Below are 24,649 nucleotides of genomic sequence, written 5' to 3'. Positions count from 1 at the left end.
GTGGGGGCCTCATCCCGTCGCGAAGCGGGTGAGGACCGCGGCGGGGCGCACACCCGGCAGCGCGGTGCGAAAGGCGCGGTAGTAGCCGAGTTCCTCCTTGCTGCGCAGCTGCGGGACACCGTCCTGGGCGAGCGCCGCCGCGTACTCGTCCTGGGTGATGCGGCTGTCCCAGACGGGGCTCAGCACGCTCTGTGCACCGCTGCCCGTGCCGAACTGCTCCTTGCGCCGCCACAGCAGGTGGTGCGGCAGCCGGCCCGCGAAGGCGCGGCGCAAGTGGCCCTTCTCCATGCCGTCAGCCTCCAGGGTCTTCATGTCCGCGGGCAGCGACATCGCGTGGCCGATGACCTCACGGTCGAGGAAGGGGACGCGGGCCTCCAGGCCGTGGGCCATGGTGACGCGGTCGCAGCGCTGCAGGTTGAGGCCGTGCAGCGATGTGATGGTCCGGCGCAGTTCCGCGTCCAGGTCCCTGGGGGCGGCGTGCTGCTCGTGGTAGTAGCCGTAGCCGGCGAACAGCTCGTCGGCGCCCTCGCCGGTGAGTACCGCCTTCACGTGCTGTGCGGCGAGCTCGGACAGGAACCAGTTGGGCACCGCGCTGCGGATCAGGCCGGCGTCGAAGGACTCCACGCAGGCGACCACCTCACCGAGTGCCTCGCGCGCCGCGCGGGCGTCCAGCAGCGCCTCGCGGTGCTCGGTGCCGAGGAACGCGGCGGTCTCCCGCGCGGCCAGCAGGTCCGGGGAGCCCGGTGTTCCCACCGCGAAGGTCCGCAGCCGGCGCCCCCGGCGGGCGTACTCCTTCGCGGCGACGGCGGCGACGATGCCGGAGTCGAGACCGCCGGAGAGGAACACGCCGACCTCGACGTCCGCCATCAGGTGCCGCCGGACCGAGTCCGCGACGCAGTCGAAGGTGGCCTTCTCGACGTCCTGCCGCGATGCGCCGTTCCAGCCCTGTGACGGCGACGGTGCGGGGATCGCGCCGGCGAAGCGGCGCAGGCCCCCGTCCGGCGTCCACCAGCAGCCGGGTGGGAAGATCTCGGCGCGGCCCTGCACACCGACGGGGAAGGCACGCAGCTCGGAGGCGAAGTACACGGCGGTGCCTGTGCGCGCCCAGTACAAGGGCTTGATGCCGACCGGGTCGCGGGCGGCGACGAAGCGGCCGTCGTGTGTGGCGGCGCACAGCGCCCACATGCCCCGAAGCCGGCGCAGGCCCTCGGCGCCTTCGTCGCGCAGCAGCGCGAGGGCGGCCGCGCAGTCGGAGCAGGAGCCGAACGCGCCGGTGGGCAGCTGGTCGCGCAGTTCCCGGTGGTTGTAGATCTCGCCGTTGCACACGAGGGACCAGTCGACGCCGCCGGCGCCGCCCAGGGGCTGGTGACCGCCCTCCAGGTCGACGATGGACAGCCTGCGGTGGCCCAGCCAGCTGTGCTCGCCGAGTGTGCGTGTGCCCTCGTCGTCCGGTCCGCGATGGGCGAGCCGGGCGAGCATGCCCTCCGCGTCCGCCGTGGCGCACACGGTGTCGATGTTTCCGTCGAAGCTGTGGATCGCCGCTATACCGCACATGGGGGACGACGATAGGCAGGCGGGTGCGGATGGCACATCGCGAGTTGCCGCATACGCACGCGACGGGCAGGGTGGTGGCATGGGAAGCGACGGCCTCAGCAGCGTGCACCGGGCACTGGACATCCTGCGCGCCCTCGGGCAGCAGCCGATGGGTGTCCAGGATGTGGCCCAGGCGGTGGGCAGGGAGAAGTCGCAGGTGTCACGGACGTTGAAGGTCCTGGCGCAGGAAGGGTTCGTCGAGCGGGATCCGAGCAGCCTGCGCTACCGCATCGGCCCTCAGTTGCCGGCGCTGGCCGCGTCGGCCGGCGAGAGCACGCTGCACCGTGAGGCCCCCGCGGTGCTGCGGGAACTGGTGCACCGGGTCGGCGAACCGGCGTATCTGACGGTGCTGTCCGGCCACAGCGTGGTGACGGTGCTGACCGAGCGCACCTCGCGCACGCTCCAGGCGCACGAGTGGATCGGCCGCACCTCCCCTCTGAACTGCACCTCTGCCGGCCGGGCCCTGCTGTTCGACCGGCCGGACGAGGAGGTGGCGGCGCTCCTGGCCACCGAGGGCGACGCGCCGATGCCGGGCACCAACGCGGCTCCTCGCGAGGTGGTGGCCGTGCTGGAACGGCTGCGCCGCGAGCGCGAACGCGGTCATGCGGTAGCCGTCGAGGAGATGGAGCCGGGGCTGATCGCGGTCGCCGCACCCGTGTACGACCACCGGGGCCGCGTGGCGGCCGCGATGAACGTGTCCGCGCCCGTTTTCCGTCTCCCGCCACAGGCAGTGCCGGGGGCCGCGGAGATGGTCGTCGGCGCCGCACACCGGCTGTCGGCACGCCTCGCCGGCGCCGAGCCGCCCATCCAATGAAACACCTCCGCATTCCTTTGCCTTGTGCAAGGATGAGTGGACCGTCCATGGTGGCGATGGGCATTCAGCGGCATGCGCTGCCGGAGCGTCATCGCGAGAACGCACTCCAGGCGCAGAAGGGTCCGACATGCCGCGCAAGGTAAAAGCCACCCCGTCACCGACCGGCTGGCGCCGCCTGGTCGCGCGTGCCCCGATCCATCTGTACCGCTGGCACCTGGGCGCCTTCACCGGCAGTCGCATCATGTTGCTCACGCACACCGGCCGCAGCAGTGGGCTGCCCCGCCAGGTCGTCGTGGAGATCACCGGGCGTGACCCGGGCACGGGCGCCTACCACCTGGCCTCCGGTTTCGGCCCCACCTCGCAGTGGTACCGCAACATCCAGCACACCCCGGACGTCACGATCCAGGTCGGACGGCACCGCACCAAGGCCGTCGCCCGGCCCATGACGCCCGAGGAATCCGGTCGCGCCATGGCCGAGTACGCACCCCTCCACCCCAGGACCGCCCGCCGGCTCATGGCCATCTGCGGGATAGAGACCGACGGCAGCACCGAGGACTACTACGCCATCGGCCGCGACCACATCCCCTTCGTGGAGATCACCCCGATACCGGAGTGAAGCACTGGCCGCTGCGCCGGGTACCCGGCTGTTCGTGGGGCTGCCCGATGCCCGCTGCCCGTTGCGACAGAAGGAACAGAACGGAGGAACCGTAATGGCGAAGGAGTTTTCCGTGGGAGACCACGTGCGCTGGAATTCCGAGGCCGGTCACGTGGAAGGCGTCATCGTGAAGAAGCATACGAGCGATGTGACGTTCAAGGGCCGCACGCGCCACTGCTCACCGGACGATCCGCAGTACGAGATCAAGAGCGACAAGACCGACCACATCGCCATGCACAAGGGGAGCGCCCTCGCGAAGGCCTAGGTCGTCGGTTCGGTTCTGTTCTCCGGGAGTTGCCCCATGAGCTTCGTCGACGACGTCCGGGAGGCGGCGTGCGCGATACCGGCCGGCGCCGTGGCCTCTTACGGCGACGTCGGCCGACAGGCCGGTGTCGGCGCACGCCAGGCAGGCCGGGCCATGGGTCTGCTCGGCGATGACGTGCCGTGGTGGCGCGTCGTGTACGCGGACGGGACGCCCGCCACCTGCCACGACGGGCAGGCGCCGGCGCTGCTTCGCGGCGAGGGAACGCCGCTGCGCGGGACGCGCGTGGACATGACGCGTGCCCGCTTCCACTGGGCGTCGTGAGTCCAGGCCCTGCCGGGGGCCCGCCTTCGTGCGCGTGCGCAGCCGGACGACCGCCGGGCCCGGCGCCAGGTGACCGGTTCGTTCCCCGACGGCCACGCGCGGGCCGCGCCGCGTTCAGGGGCTCCTCACCCGCGGCCCTGAGCGTGGCTGGTGGGCGGTCAGTTGTGGTCTCACGGGTGCGCATTTCCGGGCGTGTCCGCTACCGTCTTCCCCGAGTGCGTGCGTTCCGGATCTTCCGTTGCTGACAACGTTGTCTCCCTGGCGGCCCGAACGCGTGCGTGTACCGCGAACGCTGGAGAGGTGCCGTGCCCAGAAGACCCCAAGCTCCCTTCCCCCGTCCGTATTTCGCGAGACCCGCCCGCCGGCGCCGCCGGTCACCGCGCGCACTCGTCGCCGCTCTCCTGGCCGGGACGCTCGGTCTTGCCGCGCTGGCGGGGGGCGGCACCGCCGTGGCAGCGCCCGTCGCGGCCACGGCATCGGGGTCCTCGGGGACTTCGGGTGGCACGGACTACACGAAGCTCGTCGACCCGTTCGTGTCGACGGCCGGTGATGACGGCAACGACCTGCCGGGCGCCGAGGCACCGCACAGTCTCGCCAAGGTCAACCCGATGACCACGCCTGGCCGCAACCACTCCGGGTACGACTACGACGAGGACCACATCGCCGGGTTCACCGCCACGGACCTCGGCGGTGTCGGCGGCTCGGGGGGCGGCGGCGACCTGCTGGTCGTGCCGACGTCCGTCCAGTACGACAGCCGCCCCGCGACCGGCAGTTACGCGCATCCGTACAGCCATGACGACGAGACCGCGACGCCCGGCTACTACCAGGTGGGCCTCGGGGCGCTCGCCGGCTCCGGATCGTCGGTGAAGCCGGCTTCGGGAACCATCGACGCCGAGATGACGGCGACGACGCGTACGGCGCTCGAACGGTACAGCTTTCCCTCCGGGTCGGACCCCGAGCTCGTCCTCGACCTCGCCAACAACTACACGGGCCGCACCCGCTCGACCATGAAGGCGACGACGCTCCCCGACGGGACCACGTCGATCACCGGGCTCGTCGCGGGATCGTTCAACGGCGCCTCGTACCGGCTGTACTACGCCGCCACGACCAACGCCCCGGTCACCTCCCTGCGCAGCTGGGGCGACGACGGCAAGCTGAGCGACGCCACCGCGCAGGACGGCAGGGACAACGGCGCCGTCCTGGGCTTCGGCAAGGCCGCCGGGGACGACATCGAGCTGCGTGTCACGCTGTCGCCGATCAGCGCCGAGCAGGCCGTGAAGGACCAGCGCAGCGAGGTCGGCGACCTCACCTTCGACGAGGCGCGCGCGCAGGCGAAGGCCGACTGGAACCGGACGCTCGGCGCCGTGGCCGTCAAGTCCTCCGCGAAGTCCGACCCCGGCTCGACGCTCACCAAGGAGTTCTACACGCATCTGTACCGCATGTACGGCCTGCCGGTGAACGCCACCAGCACCAGCGGAACGTACCGCGGTGTGGACGGAGCGGTGCACACGGCGAACGGCTTCACCTACTACGACGGCTGGTCCACCTGGGACGACTTCCGCAAGTATTCCGTCGAGGCGTACATCGACCCGGCCACCTACCGGGACATGGTGCAGTCGGCCGTCATCCTCTTCGCCGACGCCCACACCTCGGGCAAAAGCCTCGGCAGCCTCACCCACTCGGTGCCGACCGTGCGCTGGGAGCGCTCGGCCGTGGTGATCGCCGACGCGCTGTCCAAGGGCTACAAGAAGTTCGACCGGCTCGACGAGGCCTACCCGGCGCTGAAGTCGTACGTCGGCTACTACACGGGTACGCAGCTGCGGCAGGGATATGTCGCGGGTGACCCCGGCACGACCGTGCAGCGCGGCTACGACCAGTGGGCGCTGTCCGTCATCGCCGACGCGCTCGGCAAGGACGCGGACGCCAAGAAGCTGCGCACCCAGTCGACGATGGCCATCGACAACCTCGTCAAGTCCGGCGCGTGGACCGCGCCGGACGGCACCAAGGTCGGCGTGCTCACCCCGCGCGCCGCGGGCGGCGACTGGCAGAGCGCCGACTACGAGCAGTTCGAGGCGGCCGGGCTCTACCAGGGCACACTGTGGCAGTACAACTGGTACGACGCCTACGACATGGGCGGCCTCGTCCAGGCCATGGGCGGCGAGAAGGCCGGCAGGGCCGCGGTCGAGCACATGTTCGGCGAGGATTCGAGTGCCGACGACGGCTCGACCATGCTGCACTCCAACGCCAACGAGATCGACCTGCAGGCGCCCTACCTCTTCAACTACGTCGGCGAGCCGAGCCTGACGCAGAAGTGGGTGCGCGCCATTTACACCGGCACGACCTGGAACCGCTACATCGCGACCGGTTCCACGAACGAAGCACCAAGCGGCCACGGTGAGTTCACCCCGCCGGTGAAGACGCGTGCGTACAAGCTCTCGCCGCACGGTTTCCTGCCGACGATGGACAACGACGCGGGAACCATGTCGACGATGTTCGTCGCGGCCGCCCTCGGGCTGTTCCCCGTGACGGCCGGATCCAGCCAGTTCCAGATCGGCAGCCCGTTCTTCGACTCCACGACGATCGCGTACGCGAACGGCACGAAGTTCACGGTGAAGGCTGACGGTGTGTCGGCGGACGACTACTACGTGCAGAGCGCGACGCTCAACGGCTCGCGGTTCACCAACACATGGCTGGACTACTCGCAGATCATCTCCGGCGGGACCCTGAAGTTCACCATGGGCTCCAAGCCCTCCGGGTGGGGCGACCGCACCAAGCCCGCGTACTCGCTCAACACCGACGGGGGTGACACGGGAGGCGGCGGCGCGGGATCCGGTCAGGGCGGCACCGTCCTGTCGGCGCGCCCGGCGACCGTCGACACCGCCGCGGACGGCACCGTCCACGGCAGTGTGAAGCTCACCCTGTCCGGACGGGCGCGGTTCGCCGCGCACAGGAGGACCAGCCTCACCGGGACGGGCGCGGCTGCCGTGACCGGGCTGCCGGACGGCGTCACCGCCGACCTCCGCGTCACCGGCTCGCGCACGGCGACGCTGTCGCTCACCGGCACCACGAAGGTCGACGCGCGGTTCGGCATCACGTTCAGCGACAAGGCCTTCGCCCACGGAGTACCGGCCTCGTCGGTGCACGGCACCGGCATATCCGTGACCGACCCGCTCGTCATCTCCGCCGCCGCCGCACAGCGGGGGGCTCTCAAGACGCTCGTCGACCAGGCGTCCCTGGTACGCGGCGGCAACTACTCCGACGGCTCCTTCAGCCTGTTCCGTTCGGCGCTCGAGCGCGGGCGGACCGTCCTCGCTGACACCGGCTCCGCGACCGGCACGATCATGGCCGCGCACGACGCGCTGCGGTCCGCCATCGACACGCTCACCATCGCCGAGGGCGGCTACGCCGTCCTGCAGGCGGAGAGCCCCGACCAGGAGCACGGCCCCAGCCTCGTGCATGAGGCGTACCAGTCGGACGGCGACCTCGGCGGCGTCACCGAGGGCGCGTGGGAGCAGTTCGCCAAGCTGGACTTCGGCGGCGTGGCCCCGCACAGCATCTCGGTCCGTTACGCCAACTCGCAGGCGGCGACGGCGAAGCCGAGCAGTGTCGACGTTCACGCGGGCGGCGCCGACGGCCCCGTCGTCGCGACCGTCTCACTGCCCGGCACCGGAGGCTGGCAGTACTACGCCACGGTGCAGGCGACGGTGACCGATCCGCAGGCCCTGCTGGACGCTTCGGGCGCGGCCTTCGTCTTCCACGCCCCGTCCGGACAGCAGTGGGTGTCGAACTTCGACTGGTACCAGTTCTCGCCGGACGACGTCTCCTCCTCCCCCACGACCACGCTCGCCACCCTGACCGCGGCGAACGCCACGACCACCGGGGGCGGCTCGCTCCCGCTCAACCTGTCGAACGGCATCTTCGAGAACACGACGAACGGCGCGTGGGCCGAGTGGCACGGCACCGACCTCGGTGACGGCGCCGACACCGTGACCGTCAGCTACGACAAGCCGCAGTCGCGGGCTGCGTCGGACTCGCACATCGAACTGCACCTCGGGTCGAGGGACGGCACGAAGAGCGTCGACATCCCGCTCGACTACACCGGTTCCGGCTGGGGCACCGTCGCCACCGCGACGGTGGACCTCGACAGCGGCGTCTTCGCCGGTGTCCAGGACGTCTACGCGGACTTCGTCTCGTCCACCCAGACGTCCTCCCAGCCCTACGTGGGCAACGTGTACTCGCTGAAGCTGACGAAGAGCGCCGACGCCCCGACGGTGTTCGACGCCACGGCTTTCCGCTCGAACAGCGGCGGCGGCCTCAAGAGCGAGCCGGCCGGCTGGAGCGACGCGGGTTCCGCCACCGACCTCGGCGGCACGTACGACGGGGCCTGGATCGACTACGGGGACATCGGCTTCGGTGACGTGCCGAAGAACACCGTCACACTCACCTATGTCAACAACTCCGCCCGCTGCGGCACCGGTTCGGCTGTCCAGATCTACCTGGACTCCTTCGACGCGGCCGACCCGGGTACGCCCGACGCGACCGTGCCGCTGCCGGTGACGGGAAGCGCGTGGTCGTCCGGGGGCACGACGAGCCTCACACTGCCCAGGACGATCACGGGCACGCACACCGTCCACCTGCGGCTGACGACGAACGCGGACTCCTCGCACCCGTACGTCGCGAACCTTGGCCGTATCACCTTCAGTCACGTCGTGGCGCCCGCCGCCACGGACAAGACGGCCCTGCGGAAGGCGATCGCCCAGTACGAGGGGCTCTCCGGCGACAAGGAGCGTTACGACACGATCGACTTCGGTGTGTACCAGCGCGAACTGGCCGCCGCGCGTGCCCTCGCCGACGCCGACGACGCGACACAGCTGGAGGTCGACACCCGGACCCGGGCCCTCGCCCTCGCCGCCGGCCAGCTGGTGCCCCTGCCGAGGCTGAAGCTGGAGGACCTGGTCGCGACGGCGTCGGCCCTCGACGACGACCGCTATACGGACGCCTCGTGGAAGGCGTTCACCGGCGCGCTCGCGTCGGCGAAGGCCGCGATCGCGGACGACTCGGCGACGGACGAGACCCTCACCGCGCGCTACGAGTCACTCGGCCACGCCGTGTCCGCGCTCACCACGAAGCCCAAGGCGGTGCCTGCCGCGCCCGGTGCCGTGTCGGCGACCGCGTCCGGTACGAGCGTGACCGTCGCCTGGTCCGCGCCCGAGGACACCGGAGGCTCCGCCGTCACCGGGTACAGGGTCGCCCTCGACGACGGGCACCGGATCGGGATCGCCGATCCCACCGGCCGGAGCGCGACGTTCACCGGGCTACCGGCCGGCAGGTCGTACACGGCGCGCGTCCAGGCGGTGAACAGCGTCGGCGCGTCGAGCCCGACCGCCGCCACGGCGCCCGTGGTGAGCGGCGGCGGCAGGCCGCAGAGGCCGGACGTGACGGGCGTGATCACCGACGGCAAGCAGGTCCGGGTGGACTGGCGGGCGTGCGGCGACGGCGGGTTCCCGGTCATCGGGTACACCGTGGCCCTCGACGACGGAACCACCGCACACGTGCCCGCCACGGCGCACACGGCACTGCTGACCACCATCGGCAGGGCGAGGACCCACACGGCGACCGTGACCGCTCTCACCCTGGCAGGAACCTCGGACGGCGCCGCCACCGCGTCGGCCTCGTCGTCCGGCACCACCGACCCGTCGTCGTACGTGCCGTCCCCGTTCCCCGACGACACGCTGAACGCGAAGTACGCGTCGGACGCATGGCCGGCGACAGGTGACGGCACGGACTACTTCGACAACCTGCTCAGCGGTATCGACGACCTCCACACCGACATCCTGGGCGCCAACACCAAGGTGCCCGCAGGCACCCCGCTCACCGCCGAGAACGACGAGATCGCCGTGCGCATCAACAACGCGGCGACGCAGAAGGAGGTGGACAGGGCCGAGACGGACGCCACGCACAGCGCCACCGTCACGATGGCCGACGGCCTCGGGTCCCGGCTCGGCAAGATCTACCAGGACGCCCTGAACGGCGGCGATCTGCCGAAGACCAGCGCGCTGTTCTCCCGCGTCACCAAGAACCTCGACACGCACGACGCGGCGAAGGACCACTACGACTACCTGCGCCCGTACGTGCGGCTCGGGTTCGCCGGCGACGGCGGCGACATCTACGAGTCGCAGGACGGCTCGTACGCCTCCCTCGCCGGCAGTGGCTCGTACCCGAGCGGCCACACCTACAGCGGGTACGAAGCCGGAACCGTCATGGCCACGCTCCTGCCGGAGCTGGCGCCCTCGATCCTCGCGCGCACCTCGGAGTACGGGAACAACCGCATCGTCCTCGGTTTCCACTACCCGATCGACGTCATGGGCGGGCGCATCACCGCACAGGCCACCGTGGCGCACCGGTGGGCGGACCCGGACTTCGGGAAGCTGCTGACGCAGGCGCACACCGAGATGGAGAACGTGCTGCTCGCGCAGTGCGAGAAGGAGGGGTACGGCGACACACTGGCGGCCTGCGAGGGGGACTCGTACGACGGCCTGAGCACCGCCCAGGACGTCGATCTGTACACGCGGCGCCTGACGTACGGCTTCTCCCAGGTGGGGAAGGCGGGGCAGGCTCTCAAGGCGCCGTCCGACGCGGCGGCGCTGCTGGTCACGGCCTTCCCCGACCTCACCGACGAGCAGCGCACCGAGATCCTCCGGCAGACCGCGACGGACTCCGGTTACCCGCTCGACGCGACGGCCGACGGCGGAGCGAGCTGGCAGCGGATCAACCTGGCGGCCGCGATGGCGGCACATGTGACCTTGGGCGCCGACGGATCGGTCACGGTGACGAACTTCGCCGACGCCACCAAGGCCAGTGTCGCGGATGCCCGCGCGATCACCGTGGGAGGCGTAGCGATCGACGGGTTCGATCCGGACGTGTCCACGTACGTGGTCGACTGGCCGAACAACCGGAAGATCCCGGCCGTCTCCGCGGTGGCCGCCGAGCCCGGCGCCCGGGTGAGGGTCACGGACGGCAGCTCCGTGCTCACGTCGTCCGCGCACCGGTTCACCACCCGCACCATCAGGGTGACCTCGGCCAACGGTTCGGTCGTGCGGACGTACACGGTCGGGTTCCAGCGTTCGCACCCGGGCCACCGGCCGTTCGCGTCCGGTGGTGGCGGCGCGGGACGCGGATACGCCGGCGCGGCGGTCTGGTCGCTGGTGCCCGACCCGGCGAAGAAGGAGGGGGTCCCCTGGGCGCGCGGGCGGAACTGACGGCCTGAAAGGGTGCGCGCCTCGTGGCGGCGGTGGGAGTCCACCGGCCGTCACGGGGCGCGAGCCGTCCGTCTCGTGGTCAGCGCGTGCCGGGGATCCGGTAGACGGAGACGTGTGAGCGCGAGTCCGCCGTGAACGCGGCGCCGCTCCAGTCCGCGTGCCTGCTCTCCAGCTCGAACCCGGCCAGCCGGGCCATGAGGTCGAGTTCGGCGGGCCAGATGTAGCGGTGCGGGCTGCGGAAGAGCTGCGCCCGCGCCGTCTCGTCGAAGTGGAAGTGGTGCGAGACGACGTGCTGGTTCAGGACGTCGTAGGTGTCGAGGCCGATGTAGCCCGGATCGCAACTCCAGACCGTGGCGGCCCTGCCCGGTGGGAGCGTGCGGAGTTCGGGCACCCAGAGCTCGATCACGAACCGCCCGCCGGGCTCCAGGTGCCGGGCCGCGTTCCTGAAGCACTCGACCTGCTCGTCCTGGGTGAGCAGGTTGGAGATCGTGTTGAAGACGAGGTAGACGAGCGTGTACGTGCCGGGTGCGGCGGTCGTGGCCATATCGCCCATGACCACGGGGATCGTGGCCTCGTCCACCTTGGTGCGCAGTCGCTCCACCATCGGCGATGACAGCTCGATGCCGGTGACTTGGACGCCTCGCTCGGCCAGCGGAACGGCCACCCGGCCTGTCCCGATGGCGAATTCGAGCGCCGGCCCGCCTTCCGCCAGCCGGGCGAGCCGGTCTGCGGTCGGCCCGACGACCTCCGGGGCGAACATGCCGGTACCCGGCGTGTCGTAGCGGCGGGCGGCGTCGGTGTCCCAGAGTCTCTCCTGCTGCATTCCGCCCACGCTCGCCCTTCGGCGTTTGCGCTGTCCACCGATTGAGCGGCACACCGATCAGGCGGCCGTCCGCTGGTGCAGTTCCGCCTCGATCTGTTCGAGGGTGCGTCCCTTGGTCTCCGGGATGAACTTGGCGGTGAAGACGACCAGGACCGCGCACAGTGCCGCGTAGAGCCAGAAGGTTCCGGCGGTGCCGAGCGCCTGCAGCAGGGTCAGGAAGGTGAGCGAGACCAGGAAGTTCATGCCCCAGTTGGAGAAGAGGGTGACGCTCATGGCGGTGCCGCGCACCCTGAGCGGGTAGATCTCCGAGGGGATGATGAAGACCACGACGTCGAGGCTCGCGGCCACCGCGGCGATGTAGATCGCCACGCAGACGAACGCCACCACGCCGGTGCCGGCGGACAGGCTGCTCAGGGTGAGAGTCAGGGCCAGGGCGACGAGCGCGAGCGTCATTACACTCACGCCGGTCATCAGCAGCCGCCTGCGCCCGATGCGGTCCACCAGGGACATGCCGACGGCGGTCATGACCATGTTGACGATGCCGATGCCCACGGTGGCGAGGATGGCGGCAGAGGCGCCGAGACCCGCGTGCTTGAAGATGGTGGGCGCGTAGTAGATGACGGTGTTCACGCCGGTCGCCTGGCCGAGTACCTGCAGGCCGATGCCGGCCAGGAGGGCGGGCACCATCCAGCGCTTGCCCAGTTCGCGCAGGCGCACGCCGCCATCGGGCCGCACCTGGCGGATGGCGGTCAGCTCCTCGTCGACGTCGCCCGCGTGCCGGATGCGGGTCAGGACGCGGCGTGCCTCCGCCTCCCGGCCGCGGGAGATGAGCCAGCGGGGGCTCTCGGGCAGGAAGAGCATGCCGACGCCCAGGGCGACCGCGGGCACGACGCCGATGGCGAACATGGCCCGCCAGTTGTGCGAGTTGGTGAAGGCGTAGCCGACGGCGTAGGCCGCCACGATCCCGATCGTGATCAGCAGCTGGTTGACGGCCACCAGCCTGCCGCGTGCCGCCGGCGGCGCGACCTCCGCGATGAAGACCGGGACCAGCGCGGAGGCGATGCCGATGCCAAGGCCCAGGACCACGCGGGCCGCGATCAGCACGGCCACCGAGGGGGAAAGGGCTGCCAGCACGGCTCCCACCGTGAAGACCGCGGCGGCCCCGATGATGACGCTGCGGCGGCCGAACCGGTCGGCGAGCCGTCCGGAGCCGAGTGCCCCGGCCATCGCGCCGACCAGGATGGAGCTGACCACCAGGCCGGACTCCCCGGCCGAGAGGTGGAAGTCGTCGGTGACGAACGACAGGGCGCCCGAGATGACGCCGCTGTCGTAGCCGAACAGGAAGCCACCCAGGCCGACGACCAGGGTGATACCGAGGATCACACCGGTGGATCCTCCCGCACGGGGCGGTGCGGCGACGGGACCCGGTGGGGTCGGAGTGTTGTGTCGAGCAGGCATCGCCCTGTGCCTTCTTCCGGAGTGAGGGAGAAAATTGGATCGAACCAATAGTGAGTACCATCGGTCGCAGTTTGCAAGAGGTGGCTGCATTTTCCCTGCAAGACTGCTGTGAATCGCGCGAGGGACGTGCATTATGCGGTCAGATTGGTTACGATTGGTACGTACCCTTGAGGGGGCTTCGAGGCGGTGGACGACGAGAGGCGTGGTGTGGTGGCTGAGGAGAAGGCCGGGGCGGTGCCGAAACACGAGTGGCTGCGGGAGCGGCTGCGGGCGGAGGTGGCGGAGCTGAGCCCGCGCACCGCCCTGCCCACCGAGCGCGAGCTTGCCGTCCAGCACGGGGTGAGCCGGGCGACGGTCCGCCAGGCGCTGCGCGCCCTGGAGGAGTCCGGTGCCGTCTACCGGGTCCAGGGGGCGGGCACGTTCGTGGCCGACACGACCATCTCCAAGTCCCTGTCGCTGACCTCGTTCAGCGAGGACATGGACGCGCGCGGCCTGCGCCCGGGGTCACGGGTACTGGTGGCCGACGAGGTGCCGGCGGGCTCGGCGGTCGCCGAGGACCTGCAGCTCTCCCCGGACGAACCCGTGGTACGGCTGGTGCGGCTGCGTCTCGCCGACAACGCCCCCATGTGCCTGGAGACCGTCTACTTCCCCAGCGGCCGGGTGCCCGGACTGCTCGGAGCGGATCTCACGGGTTCGCTGTACGCGCTGCTCGAGGAGGAGCACGGCGTCCGGCTGGTCCTGGCCGACCAGGTGGTCAAAGCCGTCACCGTGGACGGGGCCGACGCCGCGCTCCTCGCCCTCGCGCCCGGCAGCCCGGCCCTGCGCATCCACCGCATCGGCCGCGACGAGCGCGGCCGGCCCGTCGAGCGCACCACCAGCGTGTACCGCGCCGACCACTACGACATCGCCTTCACCATCCGCCGGGAGACATCATGAACCGCTGGCGCATCGGCGTCGACGTAGGGGGGACGAAGATCGCCGCCGGTCTGGTCTCCACGACCGGGCTGCTCGACGAGCGGCTGGTCCTGCCCACCCCCGCCACCGAGGGGGCGTCCGCCATCCTGGGCACCGTCCAGCGCGCGGTGGAGACGCTGCGGGCGTCGCTGCCGCCGGGGGACGTCGTCACGGGCGTGGGCATCGGCACCGGTGGCGTCGTCGACCACGCAAGGGGTGTCATCGTCTCCGCCACCGGGCTGCTGCACGGCTGGGCCGGTACGCGCGTCGCCGATGAGCTGCACGCCCGGCTCGGCCTTCCTGTCGCGATCGACAACGACGGCAACGCCCTCGCCCTGGGCGAGCACCGGTTCGGCGCCGGCCGCGGCCACCAGGACGTCCTGTACGTGGCGGTGGGCACGGGCATCGGCGGCGCCCTCGTGCTCGGTGGCGAGCTGCGGCGCGGCGCCCACCACAGCGCGGGCGAACTCGGCCACCAGCCCGCACCCGGCGCGGAGGGGCGCCCGTGCAGCTGCGGCGGTCGGGGACACATCGAGGCGGCCGCCTCCGGGCCCTCGATCACCGCCGCCTACCGGGAGCGCAGCGGCGACACCCAGGTCACGGATCTTCGCGTCGTCGCCGCGAGGGCGGCCGCGGGTGACGGCCAGGCCGCCGGGGCGATCGAGGAGGCGGCCACGATCCTCGGCAAGGTGGTCGCGGGGCTCGCGAACACCGTCGACCCCGAGGCGGTCGTCATCGGCGGCGGCGTCGCCCAGCTGGGCCCGATCCTGTGGCCCCCGCTCGAGACCGGCTTCCGGGCCGGCACACTCCCGCCCCTGGCAGACGTCCCCGTCCTGCCTGCCCTGCTCGGCCCCACCGCGGCCATCGTCGGCGCTGCCACTCTCGTGGCGGACACGGGGTCCGCCGCCGAGACCGGCAGCGACGCGAACACCGCGGCACAGCGCGAGACCGCCCACCGCACGTCCTCGAAGGAACACTCATGACCGGCACCCCCCGACCCGCCCCCGCCTCGTCCGACTCGCGGCTGCTCGGACTGCGCGGCGGGCTCGTCGTCTCCTGCCAGGCGCGTGCGGGGCTACCCCTGCACGGACCGCACCACATGACCGCCATGGCGCGCGCGGCGGTCGACGGCGGGGCCGTCGGCATCCGCGCGGAGGGCACGGACGACGTGCGCGCGATCCGGACAGCGGTGGAGCTGCCCGTGATCGGGCTGTGGAAGACCGACGACCCGGGCGTGTTCATTACTCCCACCCCCGCTCACGCGATCGCGGTCGCCGAGGCGGGGGCCGACATCGTCGCCGCCGACGCCACCGCACGCCCCCGCCCCGACGGTGGCGACTTCGCCGGGACCGTGGCCGCCGTGCACCGTCTGGGCCGGCTCGTCATGGCCGACGTCGCCACCGTGGAGGAGGGGCTCGCCGCGCAGGAGGCCGGGGCAGACATGGTCTCCACCACCCTGTCCGGGTACACGGACGGTGGCACTCCCCCGTTGGATCCCGACATCGGCCTGGTCGCCCGCCTCGCCGGACGCCTCACCGTCCCCGTCTTCGCCGAGGGCCGCATCCACAGCCCGGCGCAGGCCCGTGCGGCCCTCGACGCCGGTGCCTGGGCCGTCGTCGTGGGCACCGCCATCACCGCACCCCAGTGGATCACCGCGCAGTTCGCCGGGGCCCTGTCGGCGTAGCCTCACGCGTGTGAGGTGATCGCCCGCGTGACCGCCGTGATCGCGGGCGTGGGGCGGCCGGGAAAGCGTGCGACGAGGACGCGGCGGATCTCGCGAGGCGCTCCCTCGACATGCAGCAGGGTCACCCCGGAAGGCAGTACCGACGACATCCGGGACGGCACCGTCGTCACACCGAAGCCCCCTGCGACCAGCCGCAATTTCGTCAGCCAGTCACGGGCCGAGTGGACGATGTGCGGCCGCCCCGGCAGGCCCGGCCAGACGCCGAGCAGCGGCTCGGAACCCGACGACGCGGTGGCGATCCAGGCGGCGTCGGCCAGTTCGTCGACGTGCACCGAGGTGCGGCCCGCGAACACACCGGCAGCGGGCGCCGCCACGACCAGTTCGGTGTCCTCGATCGTCTCCATGTGCAGGCGGGGCGACTCGCCGTCGGACGGCCGGTGGGGCGGCCTCGACGTCAGCACGGCGAGATCGATCGAGCCGGCGCGCAGGGCGCGGATGAGGCGGGGCGTGGTGCCCTCGGTCGTCTCGACCGCGACCTCGGGGGACGCCTGTGCGAGGCGTCCCAGCGCGGCGGGCAGGAGCACGGCGCCCGCGCTCAGGAACATGCCGAGCCGCACCAGTTCGCTTCGCGGGGCGGTGCCGGAAAGGTCGCGCTCGGCGGCCGCGACCGAGTCCAGGATCGTGCAGGCGTGCCGCAGCAGCACGAGGCCCGCGGGGGTGAGCCGCACCCCGTCGGGGCGGCGTTCGAACAGGACGGTGCCCGCGCTGCGTTCGAGAGCGGCGGCCTGGCGCGAGATCGCCGACTGGGTGTAGCCGAGCCGGGCGGCGGCCGCGGTGAAGCTGCCGGACTCGGCGATCTGCCGCAGTGCACGCAGCCCCTCGCTGGAGATGTCCATGCGTCCTGAGCATACCGGGGATGCTGGATGCTCGCTTCCCGCATGGCTGCCACGCGCCTAGCGTTGACCTCGGCAACACGGAACGCGACGGAGGTCTCCACGTGCGCGCAGCAGTTCTGACGAAGTTCGGTGCACCGCTCGAGGTGCTCGATGTGCCGACACCCGAGGCGGGAGGCGGCGAGGTGCTCGTCGAGGTGCTCGCCACCTGCGTGCTCCCGTACGCGGCCGAGATCTTCGGCGGCGAGCGGAACTATCCCCTCGTGCCTCCCGTCGTGCCCGGCATGGGCGGGGTGTGCCGGGTCGTCGGCGCAGGCCCCGACGCCACCCGGCTGCGCCCCGGCGACCTGGTGTGGTGCGATGCGACGGTGCGCTCGAGGGACGACGCCCTGACGCCCGACATCACGCTCCAGGGCTGGAGTTCACGCGGCGAGGGCGGTGCGAGGCTCGCCCGGCACCTGCACGACGGCTCGTTCGCCGAGTCGATGCGCGTCCCCACGGAGAACGTCTTCCCCCTGCCGGCCTCGGCCGGGGACGACCCGGCGCGCTGGGCCGCGCTCGCCGTGTACGGGGTGCCCTACGGCGGGCTTCTCGCCGGTGGCCTGGAGGCGGGAGAGACGCTGCTCGTCAGCGGGTCGACCGGCAACTTCGGCAGCAGCGCGGTCGCGGCCGCGCTCGCCATGGGGGCGGGCCGCGTCATCGCGCCGGGCCGCAACCGGGCGGTGCTCGACCTGCTCGCCGACCGGTTCGGCCCGCGCGTGCGCACGGTCGAACTGTCCGGTGACGAGGCGGCCGACGGTGCGGCGATGTCGGCCGCCGCCGGCGGCCCGATCGACCTGGTGCTCGACCTGCTCCCGCCGAGCGCGCCGAGCTCGGCCACACGCGCGGCCGCCATGACCGTGCGCGAGTACGGCCGTGTCGTCCTCATGGGCGGCGTCGGCATGCTCGGCGGAGACGACCTGGCGCTCCCCTACCCGTGGATCATGCGCAACTCCGTCACCGTGCGCGGGCAGTGGCTGTATCCGCGGGCGGCGAACGTCGGCCTCCTGCGGATCGCCGCGTCGGGCGCGCTGGACCTGGACGCGGAGCGGGTGAGGACCTTCCGGCTGGACGACGTCAACGACGCCGTCGCGTATGCCGCGGCCCACGGCGGGCCGTTCGACCGTACGGTCCTCACCCCGCGGGCGGACGCCGTCCGGGCGGCGACTGCGCGGTGATCTCCCGGGGCCAGGTTCCTGGGCCAGGTCCCGGTGCCGGGTCAGCAGGCGCCGGTGCCCGGCCCGCCGAGGCGGAACGAGTTCCTCTTGGCCTTGCCGTAGCCGTAGTACTGCGGGCTGCTGGCCGTGACGGTCAGCAGAGGCTTGTCGGTGGCGTCGTACAGGCGGAAGTCGCGGATCGACGAGGCGTGCTGGTCGCTGCCCTGCCGTCCGTTGCCCATGTCGGTGCACGAGGGGCTGTCGGTCTCGTTCTCGGCCACCTCACCGAACGCGGTGACGACCTGCGCGCGCTTGTAGGTGCCGCTCCACAGGGAGCCGGGGAAGTAGCCCACCTTGGTGTGGTTGTAGAGGATCCACCAGTCGCCGCCGATGTCGCGGATGGCGAAGTCGGCCTTGCGGCCGGCCTTCAGGGGCATGCCGGCGGTGATGGTCTTGGAGACGGGCACGAAACCGCAGCCGTTGTAGCAGGACGTCTGGCCGTCGACCCAGTGGTAGACGAACAGGTGCGGTGCGCTGTCGCCGTTGAGCTCGGGGTCGACGGTCCAGCCGACTTCCACGGTGGACTGCTGGGCTGTGTCCTGGAGGGAGAGCTCCTGCAGGGAGTGCTCGCCGGTCTGGGCCGGGTTGACCTGCGGATCCGCGACGTCCATGCGTATGGAGGCGCCGGCGGTGTCGGTGTGCTGACGGCCGTAGACGTAGTCGAAGCAGGCGCCGAACCAGCAGGTGGGGCCGGTCGCGGCCGTTCCCGCGGCGGAGGTGGGCGGCACGCTGGGGGCCACGGCGCCGCCCGCCGCCTGCGCGGACGGTGAGAACAGCGCGAGGGCGCCGGCCGCCGCGGTCAGTGCTGCGGCGAGGGACATGGATCTGCGCATGGTCGGCTCCGTACTTTGCGTGAGGACGAACATAAGTTGAGTGGTAATTAGATTTACATGGCGAGTTAAACTAGGCCTCGCGTACGAGCTCCGCAAGGCCTGGGGGCGGGTGACTTGACGTCGTCTCGGCCGCGGGGCCTGTGGTAGGACTGGGCGCGGCGTCGATCGGGCGCGAGGCGGGGGAAGGAAGGCGGCCATGGCCGGCGGTGGTACGGGTGAGGGTGCGCACCGCGAGGCCCGCCGGATCGGGGAGCGCGTCCAGACGCTGCGAACCGGGCGGGGGCTGACGCAGCGTCAGCTCGCCGAGCCGAAGTACACCGCGGCGTACGTCTCCACCGTGGAGGCCGGCAAGGCCCGCGCCTCGGAGACCGCCCTGCGCTACTTCGCGGGCAAACTCGGCACCACCTACGACCAGCTGGCCACCGGCGTGCCCGCCGGGCTGCGCGCGGAGCTGCGCGAAGGGCTGGCATCGGCGAGCCACCTGATGGCCGGCCGGGGCAGCGGCGAGGCCGAACCGCTGCTGACCGGCCTGATCGAGCGCGCCGGGCACCACGGCGTGGCCGACCTGGAGTCACAGCTGCGGGTGGCGCTGGGCCACTGCCTGCTGCGGCGCGGCGCTTTGGCCGAGGGGCGCGCGCAGTTCGAGCAGGCACAGGCCCTCGTGGCCGACGAGCCACTGCCCCGGCAGGTGCCGGCCGTGCGCGGCCTGGCCACGGCCCACCAGCTGGAGGGCGACGTGCGCTTCGCCTGCTACCTGCTGGAGAAGACCATCGACGAGCTGAACGCCCAGGGGCTGCCCGACCCCGAGGCGCTGCTGCTGCTGTACGCCACCGTCATCACCCCGTACATGGACCTGGGTGCTCACGAACGGGCCTCCAGGGCAGCCGTGCTGGCCCTCGATCTCGCACCGCGGGTCGGTGACCCGGTCGCCGTCGCGGGTCTGCACCGGTCCGTCGCCCGCACCCTGATCGCCGGCGGCCGCTACGACGACGCCGAAACGTACCTGGTCAAGGCGCAGGAGTTGTACCAGCGTCGTGAGATCCACTCCGAACTCGCCCAGTGCCACTGGATGAGGGGCTACCTGCACACCCAGCACGGCAGGCTCGCCGAGGCCGAGGACGAACTGCGCACCGCGCGCGAGATGCTGCGCACCACCGGCGGCAGCTTCTACGCCGCACAGGTCGAGGTCGAACTCGCCGACGTCCGCCGCCGGCGTGGCCACGACAGCGACGCCGAACAGCTCCTCAACACCCTGCTCGAAGGGTTCGGGCCCGGGCACGGCGCCGTGCACGCCGCCGCGGCCCACCGGCTGCTCGGCCTCATCCACCAGGAGCGTGGCGAGAACGGCGCGGCGGAAGCGCACTACATGCGAGCCATCCCCCTGCAGGAGGAGGCCCAGGTCACCGGCGACCTCGCCGACACCTCCCGGCTCCTCGGCGACCTCCTGCACGCCCAGGGCCGTACCGGGGAAGCCATCGCCGTCTACCGCAGAGGCCTGGCCCGCCTGTCGCGCCCCGGTACGGTCACCCTCGGTCCCGCGCCCGCTCCCCCGCCGCTGCACCCCATGACCACGGGCCCGGAGCCGACCACGGCCCCGGCCTCCGCCCCGGAACGCTGAGCGTCAGAGCGCCGAAACGCGGTGTCATCGGCCGGGGCGCGGGCGTACCGCGTCGACGACGAGATCGAGGAGCCGCTTCGTGCGGTCGGCGTCGTCGCCCGTCCCTGTCGAGAGGAACACCCCGAGGAGCATCGTGGTGACGTCCTCGGCGTCGACGTCCGCGCGCAGTGTCCCCTCGCGCGCTCCGGCCGCGAGGATCGTCCCGATCGCGGCGGTGACGCGCTCCCGCGTGGTCGGCGTCGCGATCCGTCCTGAGGCCCAGCCGGCCCGGAGCGTGTCGACCATGCCGCGTTTGTTCGCGACGAACTGCGCGTAGCGGTCGGTCCACGCGCGCAGGGCGGCCTCGGGCGGGTGCTCGTCGAGCAGGGCGGCGGCGCTCGTGGTGACGTCGTCGAGCTCGGCTGCGTAGACGGCCTCGACGAGTGCCTCACGGGTGGGGAAGTGGCGGTAGAGCGTGCCGATGCCGACCCCCGCGTCGCGGGCGATGTTCTCGAGCGGGACGGTGTCGTCCGCCGCGGTGAAGGCGGCACGCGCCGCGGACAGGAGGTTCTCCCGGTTGCGCCGCGCGTCCTTGCGGAGCGGGCGTCCCGCGGAGACGCCGGGGGGCGTCGATTCCGATGGAATCAAAACGGAGGCACCTCCGGTAGTGCTACAGTCGATTTAACGGAGGTTCCTCCGCTTCCCTCATCATCTCATGTGTCAGGAGTTCCGTGATGACCACCGGCACCCACTCGACCACGGCCGCGGGCGTCGCACGCCCCGGCGGCCCCGGCCCGCTCGCCGACCGGACCGTTTCGCGCGTCGGCTACGGCGCGATGCAGCTCGAACGCGTGCGGGAAGGCCGGGCGGCGGCCGTCGCGCTGGTGCGCCGCGCGGTCGAACTCGGCGTCGACCACATCGACACGGCCCAGTTCTACGGCGACAGCCTGTCCAACGAGGTCCTGCGCGAGGCGCTGCGCCCCGAGGACGGCGTCGTCGTCGTGAGCAAGGTCGGTGCCACGCCGGACCCGGGCGGACCCCGCCCGATGCGTTCCGCCCAGCGGCCCGAGGAGCTGCGGGCGAGCGTCGAGGACAACCTGAAGAGCCTCGGCGTCGACTGCGTCCCGGTGGTGAACCTGCGGCGCATGGACACCGGGCCCGGGCTGCGGCCCGAGGGCGACCAGGTGGTCGCCCTCGACGACCAGCTCGCGGTGATGACCGCGATGCGCGACGAGGGCAAGATCGGCGCCATCGGCCTGAGCAGTGTGTCGGCCGAGGTGCTGCGCCGTGCGCTGCCCGCGGGCATCGCGTGCGTGCAGAACAGCTACAGCCTCGTGGCCCGCGAGGACGAGGAGATCCTCGCCCTGTGCGCGGAGCAGGGCGTCGCCTGGGTGCCGTACTTCCCGCTCGGCAGCGCGTTCCCCGGGTTCCCGAAGGTGACGGACGAGCCGGCGGTACTCGCCGCGGCGCAGTCGCTCGGCCTCAGCCCCTCGCAGGTGGGCCTGGCCTGGCTGCTGCACCACTCCCCGAACGTGCTCCTGATCCCGGGCACGGCGGACGCCGGCCACCTGGAGGCGAACGTCGCCGCCGGAGCGGTCGCGTTCGACGACGCGACACTCGCCGCGCTCGACGCCGTGCCGTCGCGCTCCCAGGACGTGCCGCTCGGCTGACACGGCGTTCGCCGTCCCGGCGCCTGCGTCGATCCCGGGTCAGGCGCCGATCCCGGGTCAGGCGCCGACGTAGGCCGCCAGGTGCTCGCCGGTGAGGGTGGAGCGCGCGGCGACGAGATCGGCGGGCGTGCCCTCGAAGACGACGCGGCCGCCGTCGTGGCCCGCGCCGGGGCCGAGGTCGACGATCCAGTCGGCGTGGGCCATGACCGCCTGGTGGTGCTCGACGACGATGACGGTCCTGCCCGAGTCGACGAGGCGGTCGAGCAGCCCGAGCAACTGCTCGACGTCGGCGAGGTGCAGGCCGGTGGTCGGCTCGTCGAGTACGTGGACGAGCCGGTCGCCGCTCTTGTCCCCCAGGTGGGTGGCGAGCTTGAGCCGCTGGCGCTCGCCGCCCGACAGCGTGCTGAGCGGCTGTCCGAGTGTCAGGTATCCGAGGCCCACGTCGGTCATCTGCCGCAGGATCCTCTGGGCGGCGGGGGTGCGCGCCTCCCCGGAGCCGAGGAACTCCCCCGCCTCGGCCACCGACATCGCGAACACCTCGCTGATGTCGCGGCCGCCGAGGCGGTGTTCGAGCACGGACGCCTGGAAGCGCTTCCCCTCGCACTCCTCGCAGACGGTGGCGACCCCGGCCATCATCGCCAGGTCCGTGTAGACGACGCCGGCGCCGTCGCAGTTCGGGCATGCTCCCTCGGAGTTGGCGCTGAACAGCGCCGGCTTCACGCCGTTGGCCTTCGCGAACGCCTTGCGGATCGGGTCGAGCAGACCGGTGTACGTGGCGGGGTTGCTGCGCCTGGAGCCGCGGATGGCGCTCTGGTCGACCGGCACCACGGTCATGCCGTGGGCCGGTTGCCGGCGGACGAGGGACTCGTGCACAAGGGAGCTCTTGCCGGAGCCGGCGACCCCGGTGACGACCGTGAGCACGCCGAGCGGGATGTCGACGTCGATGCCTTGCAGGTTGTTCGCGCTCGCGCCGCGGATCTCGAGCGCGCCTGTGGGCGTGCGCACCGTCTTCTTGAGGGCGGCGCGGTCGTCGAGATGGCGGCCCGTGAGCGTACCGCTGCCGCGCAGCCCGTCGACGGTGCCCTCGTAGCAGACGGTGCCGCCGTCGCTACCCGCGCCGGGGCCGAGGTCGACGACATGGTCGGCGATCGCGATGACCTCCGGCTTGTGCTCCACGACGAGGACCGTGTTGCCCTTGTCGCGCAGCCGCAGGAGCAGGCCGTTCATCCGGCCGATGTCGTGCGGGTGCAGGCCGATGGTGGGTTCGTCGAAGACGTACGTGACGTCGGTGAGCGAGGAGCCGAGGTGGCGGACCATCTTGACGCGCTGCGCCTCGCCGCCGGAAAGCGTGGCCGAGGCCCGGTCGAGCGAGAGGTAGCCGAGCCCGATCTCCACGAACGAGTCGAGGGCCCCGCGCAGCGCGGTCAGCAGTGGCGCCACGCCGGCGTATTCTCCGTCGCGCGAGGTCGACGAGGGTTCACCGAGGGCGCGCACCCAGGCGGCGAGGTCGCTGATCTGCATCGCGCAGGCGTCGGCGATGCTGATGCCCTCGATCTTCGACGACCTGGCCGCCTCGCTGAGCCGGGTGCCGCCGCACTCGGGGCACGCGGTGAAGGTGACGGCCCGGTCCACGAACTCCCTGATGTGCGGCTGCATCGACTCGCGGTCCTTGGCGAGGATCGACTTACGCACTCGCGGGAGCAGGCCCTCGTAGGTCATGTTGATGCCCTCGATCTTCATCCTCACCGGTTCGTGGTGAAGGAAGTCGCGCATCTCCTTGTCCGTGTAGTCGCGGATCGGCTTGTCCGGGTCGAGGAGGCCTGACGCGCTGTAGAGGCGGTAGTTCCAGCCGCCCGCCTTGTAGCCGGGGACGGTGAGCGCGCCGTCGGCCAGCGACTTGGAGGCGTCGAAGAGCTGGGTGAGGTCGATGTCCGAGACCGAGCCACGGCCCTCGCAGCGCGGGCACATCCCCCCGGTGACGCTGAAGCTGCGGCGCTCCTTGACCGTCCGCCCGCCGCGCTCCATGGTGACCGCGCCGGCCCCGCTGATGGAGGCGACGTTGAAGGAGAACGCGTTGGGCGAGCCGACGTGCGGCCTGCCGAGCCGGCTGAAGAGGATCCGCAGCATGGCGCCCACGTCGGTGGCCGTGCCGACCGTGGAGCGCGTGTCCCCGCCCATCGGCCGCTGGTCGACGATGATCGCGGTCGTCAGCCCTTCGAGCACGTCGACCTCGGGGCGCGCCAGTGCCGGCATGAAGCCCTGCACGAAGGCGCTGTAGGTCTCGTTGATCAGCCGCTGCGACTCGGCGGCGATCGTGCCGAACACCAGGGAGCTTTTGCCGGAGCCCGAGACGCCGGTGACCACGGTGAGGCGGCGCTTCGGCAGCTCGATGCTGACGTCCTTGAGGTTGTTCTCCCGCGCGCCGTGCACGCGGATCAGCTCGTGGCTGTCGGCGTCGGGCGGCGCGGTCGGCCGCGTCGCCGTGCCGGTGGCCGTGTCCGTCTCCGTGCCGGTGGCCGTCTCCGTGGATCTGCCCATCGTGTCTCCCTCTGCCGGATCCGAGCGTAACCGGCG

Annotated in this window: 18 protein-coding genes; 11 read left to right on the top strand and 7 right to left on the bottom strand. The window is 71.8% G+C overall.

Features of this window, described 5'->3' with window-relative positions; all coding sequences use genetic code 11:
* Nucleotides 1-9: 9 nt before the first annotated feature.
* Nucleotides 10-1,554 carry an asparagine synthase-related protein gene (locus tag JFN87_RS09060; RefSeq protein WP_245179001.1) on the bottom strand — a complete coding sequence of 515 codons (1,545 nt, stop codon included), beginning with the start codon at nucleotides 1,552-1,554 and terminating at the stop codon, nucleotides 10-12.
* Between the two features lie 79 nt (nucleotides 1,555-1,633).
* On the opposite strand from JFN87_RS09060, the gene JFN87_RS09055 reads away from it, so the two are divergent.
* From JFN87_RS09055 to JFN87_RS09035, 5 genes are all read left to right on the top strand, one after another.
* Nucleotides 1,634-2,407, top strand: a complete 774-nt coding sequence (locus JFN87_RS09055) for an IclR family transcriptional regulator (protein WP_209339414.1) — start codon at nucleotides 1,634-1,636, stop codon at nucleotides 2,405-2,407.
* Between the two features lie 127 nt (nucleotides 2,408-2,534).
* Nucleotides 2,535-3,023 (top strand): nitroreductase family deazaflavin-dependent oxidoreductase, encoded by a 489-nt coding sequence (locus JFN87_RS09050; protein ID WP_209339413.1) that lies wholly within the window; start codon nucleotides 2,535-2,537, stop codon nucleotides 3,021-3,023.
* Between the two features lie 94 nt (nucleotides 3,024-3,117).
* Entirely contained in the window at nucleotides 3,118-3,327 is a 210-nt protein-coding gene (locus JFN87_RS09045) for a hypervirulence associated TUDOR domain-containing protein (protein WP_209339412.1), read from the top strand.
* 36 nt (nucleotides 3,328-3,363) lie between these two features.
* The gene (locus JFN87_RS09040) at nucleotides 3,364-3,648 is read left to right on the top strand and encodes an MGMT family protein (protein ID WP_209339411.1); all 285 of its coding nucleotides are present in this window, start codon (nucleotides 3,364-3,366) and stop codon (nucleotides 3,646-3,648) included.
* 449 nt (nucleotides 3,649-4,097) lie between these two features.
* Nucleotides 4,098-10,907, top strand: a complete 6,810-nt coding sequence (locus JFN87_RS09035) for a glycoside hydrolase domain-containing protein (RefSeq protein ID WP_307865375.1) — start codon at nucleotides 4,098-4,100, stop codon at nucleotides 10,905-10,907.
* Nucleotides 10,908-10,986: 79 nt separating this feature from the next.
* On the opposite strand, the gene JFN87_RS09030 is transcribed toward JFN87_RS09035, so the two are convergent.
* Together JFN87_RS09030 and JFN87_RS09025 are read right to left on the bottom strand one after the other, a co-directional pair.
* Nucleotides 10,987-11,730: a class I SAM-dependent methyltransferase gene (locus tag JFN87_RS09030; protein ID WP_209339409.1), complete on the bottom strand. Its 744-nt coding sequence runs from the start codon at nucleotides 11,728-11,730 to the stop codon at nucleotides 10,987-10,989.
* A 57-nt stretch (nucleotides 11,731-11,787) separates the two neighbouring features.
* Nucleotides 11,788-13,188, bottom strand: a complete 1,401-nt coding sequence (locus tag JFN87_RS09025) for a sugar porter family MFS transporter (RefSeq protein ID WP_209339408.1) — start codon at nucleotides 13,186-13,188, stop codon at nucleotides 11,788-11,790.
* Nucleotides 13,189-13,398: 210 nt separating this feature from the next.
* Here JFN87_RS09025 and JFN87_RS09020 point away from each other — a divergent pair, with 210 nt between their 5' ends.
* Genes JFN87_RS09020 through JFN87_RS09010 form a run of 3 tightly spaced genes read left to right on the top strand, consistent with a single transcriptional unit; the run spans nucleotide 13,399 to nucleotide 15,826 of the window.
* Nucleotides 13,399-14,124, top strand: coding sequence for a GntR family transcriptional regulator (locus tag JFN87_RS09020; RefSeq protein WP_307865374.1), 726 nt, complete (start codon nucleotides 13,399-13,401; stop codon nucleotides 14,122-14,124).
* On the top strand, nucleotides 14,121-15,125 hold the full coding sequence (locus JFN87_RS09015; RefSeq protein ID WP_209339407.1) for an ROK family protein: 1,005 nt from the start codon (nucleotides 14,121-14,123) through the stop codon (nucleotides 15,123-15,125). Before JFN87_RS09020 ends, JFN87_RS09015 begins: the two co-directional genes overlap by 4 nt.
* The gene (locus tag JFN87_RS09010; RefSeq protein ID WP_209339406.1) at nucleotides 15,122-15,826 is read left to right on the top strand and encodes an N-acetylmannosamine-6-phosphate 2-epimerase; all 705 of its coding nucleotides are present in this window, start codon (nucleotides 15,122-15,124) and stop codon (nucleotides 15,824-15,826) included. Before JFN87_RS09015 ends, JFN87_RS09010 begins: the two co-directional genes overlap by 4 nt.
* Before the next feature lie 2 nt (nucleotides 15,827-15,828).
* On the opposite strand, the gene JFN87_RS09005 is transcribed toward JFN87_RS09010, so the two are convergent.
* Nucleotides 15,829-16,722: a LysR family transcriptional regulator gene (locus tag JFN87_RS09005; protein ID WP_209339405.1), complete on the bottom strand. Its 894-nt coding sequence runs from the start codon at nucleotides 16,720-16,722 to the stop codon at nucleotides 15,829-15,831.
* A 101-nt stretch (nucleotides 16,723-16,823) separates the two neighbouring features.
* Between JFN87_RS09005 and JFN87_RS09000 the strand changes: the two genes are divergently transcribed.
* Nucleotides 16,824-17,936, top strand: coding sequence for an alcohol dehydrogenase catalytic domain-containing protein (locus JFN87_RS09000; RefSeq protein WP_209339404.1), 1,113 nt, complete (start codon nucleotides 16,824-16,826; stop codon nucleotides 17,934-17,936).
* Between the two features lie 41 nt (nucleotides 17,937-17,977).
* On the opposite strand, the gene JFN87_RS08995 is transcribed toward JFN87_RS09000, so the two are convergent.
* The gene (locus tag JFN87_RS08995) at nucleotides 17,978-18,808 is read right to left on the bottom strand and encodes a neprosin family prolyl endopeptidase (RefSeq protein WP_209339403.1); all 831 of its coding nucleotides are present in this window, start codon (nucleotides 18,806-18,808) and stop codon (nucleotides 17,978-17,980) included.
* Between the two features lie 196 nt (nucleotides 18,809-19,004).
* Between JFN87_RS08995 and JFN87_RS08990 the strand changes: the two genes are divergently transcribed.
* Nucleotides 19,005-20,426 carry a helix-turn-helix domain-containing protein gene (locus tag JFN87_RS08990; RefSeq protein ID WP_209339402.1) on the top strand — a complete coding sequence of 474 codons (1,422 nt, stop codon included), beginning with the start codon at nucleotides 19,005-19,007 and terminating at the stop codon, nucleotides 20,424-20,426.
* A gap of 24 nt (nucleotides 20,427-20,450) precedes the next feature.
* On the opposite strand, the gene JFN87_RS08985 is transcribed toward JFN87_RS08990, so the two are convergent.
* Complete coding sequence (locus JFN87_RS08985; RefSeq protein WP_209339401.1) at nucleotides 20,451-21,053, bottom strand: TetR/AcrR family transcriptional regulator; 603 nt, start codon at nucleotides 21,051-21,053, stop codon at nucleotides 20,451-20,453.
* A gap of 86 nt (nucleotides 21,054-21,139) precedes the next feature.
* Here JFN87_RS08985 and JFN87_RS08980 point away from each other — a divergent pair, with 86 nt between their 5' ends.
* Nucleotides 21,140-22,075, top strand: a complete 936-nt coding sequence (locus JFN87_RS08980) for an aldo/keto reductase (protein WP_209339400.1) — start codon at nucleotides 21,140-21,142, stop codon at nucleotides 22,073-22,075.
* A 57-nt stretch (nucleotides 22,076-22,132) separates the two neighbouring features.
* Here JFN87_RS08980 and JFN87_RS08975 read toward each other — a convergent pair whose 3' ends face one another.
* On the bottom strand, nucleotides 22,133-24,613 hold the full coding sequence (locus JFN87_RS08975; RefSeq protein WP_209339399.1) for an excinuclease ABC subunit UvrA: 2,481 nt from the start codon (nucleotides 24,611-24,613) through the stop codon (nucleotides 22,133-22,135).
* Between the last annotated feature and the right edge of the window lie 36 nt (nucleotides 24,614-24,649).

This window comes from Streptomyces montanisoli (assembly GCF_017813245.1).
Taxonomy (GTDB): Bacteria; Actinomycetota; Actinomycetes; order Streptomycetales; family Streptomycetaceae; genus Streptomyces; species Streptomyces montanisoli.
Note: the sequence above shows the minus strand (reverse complement) of the source record. Positions and strands in the feature narration are given on the sequence as shown.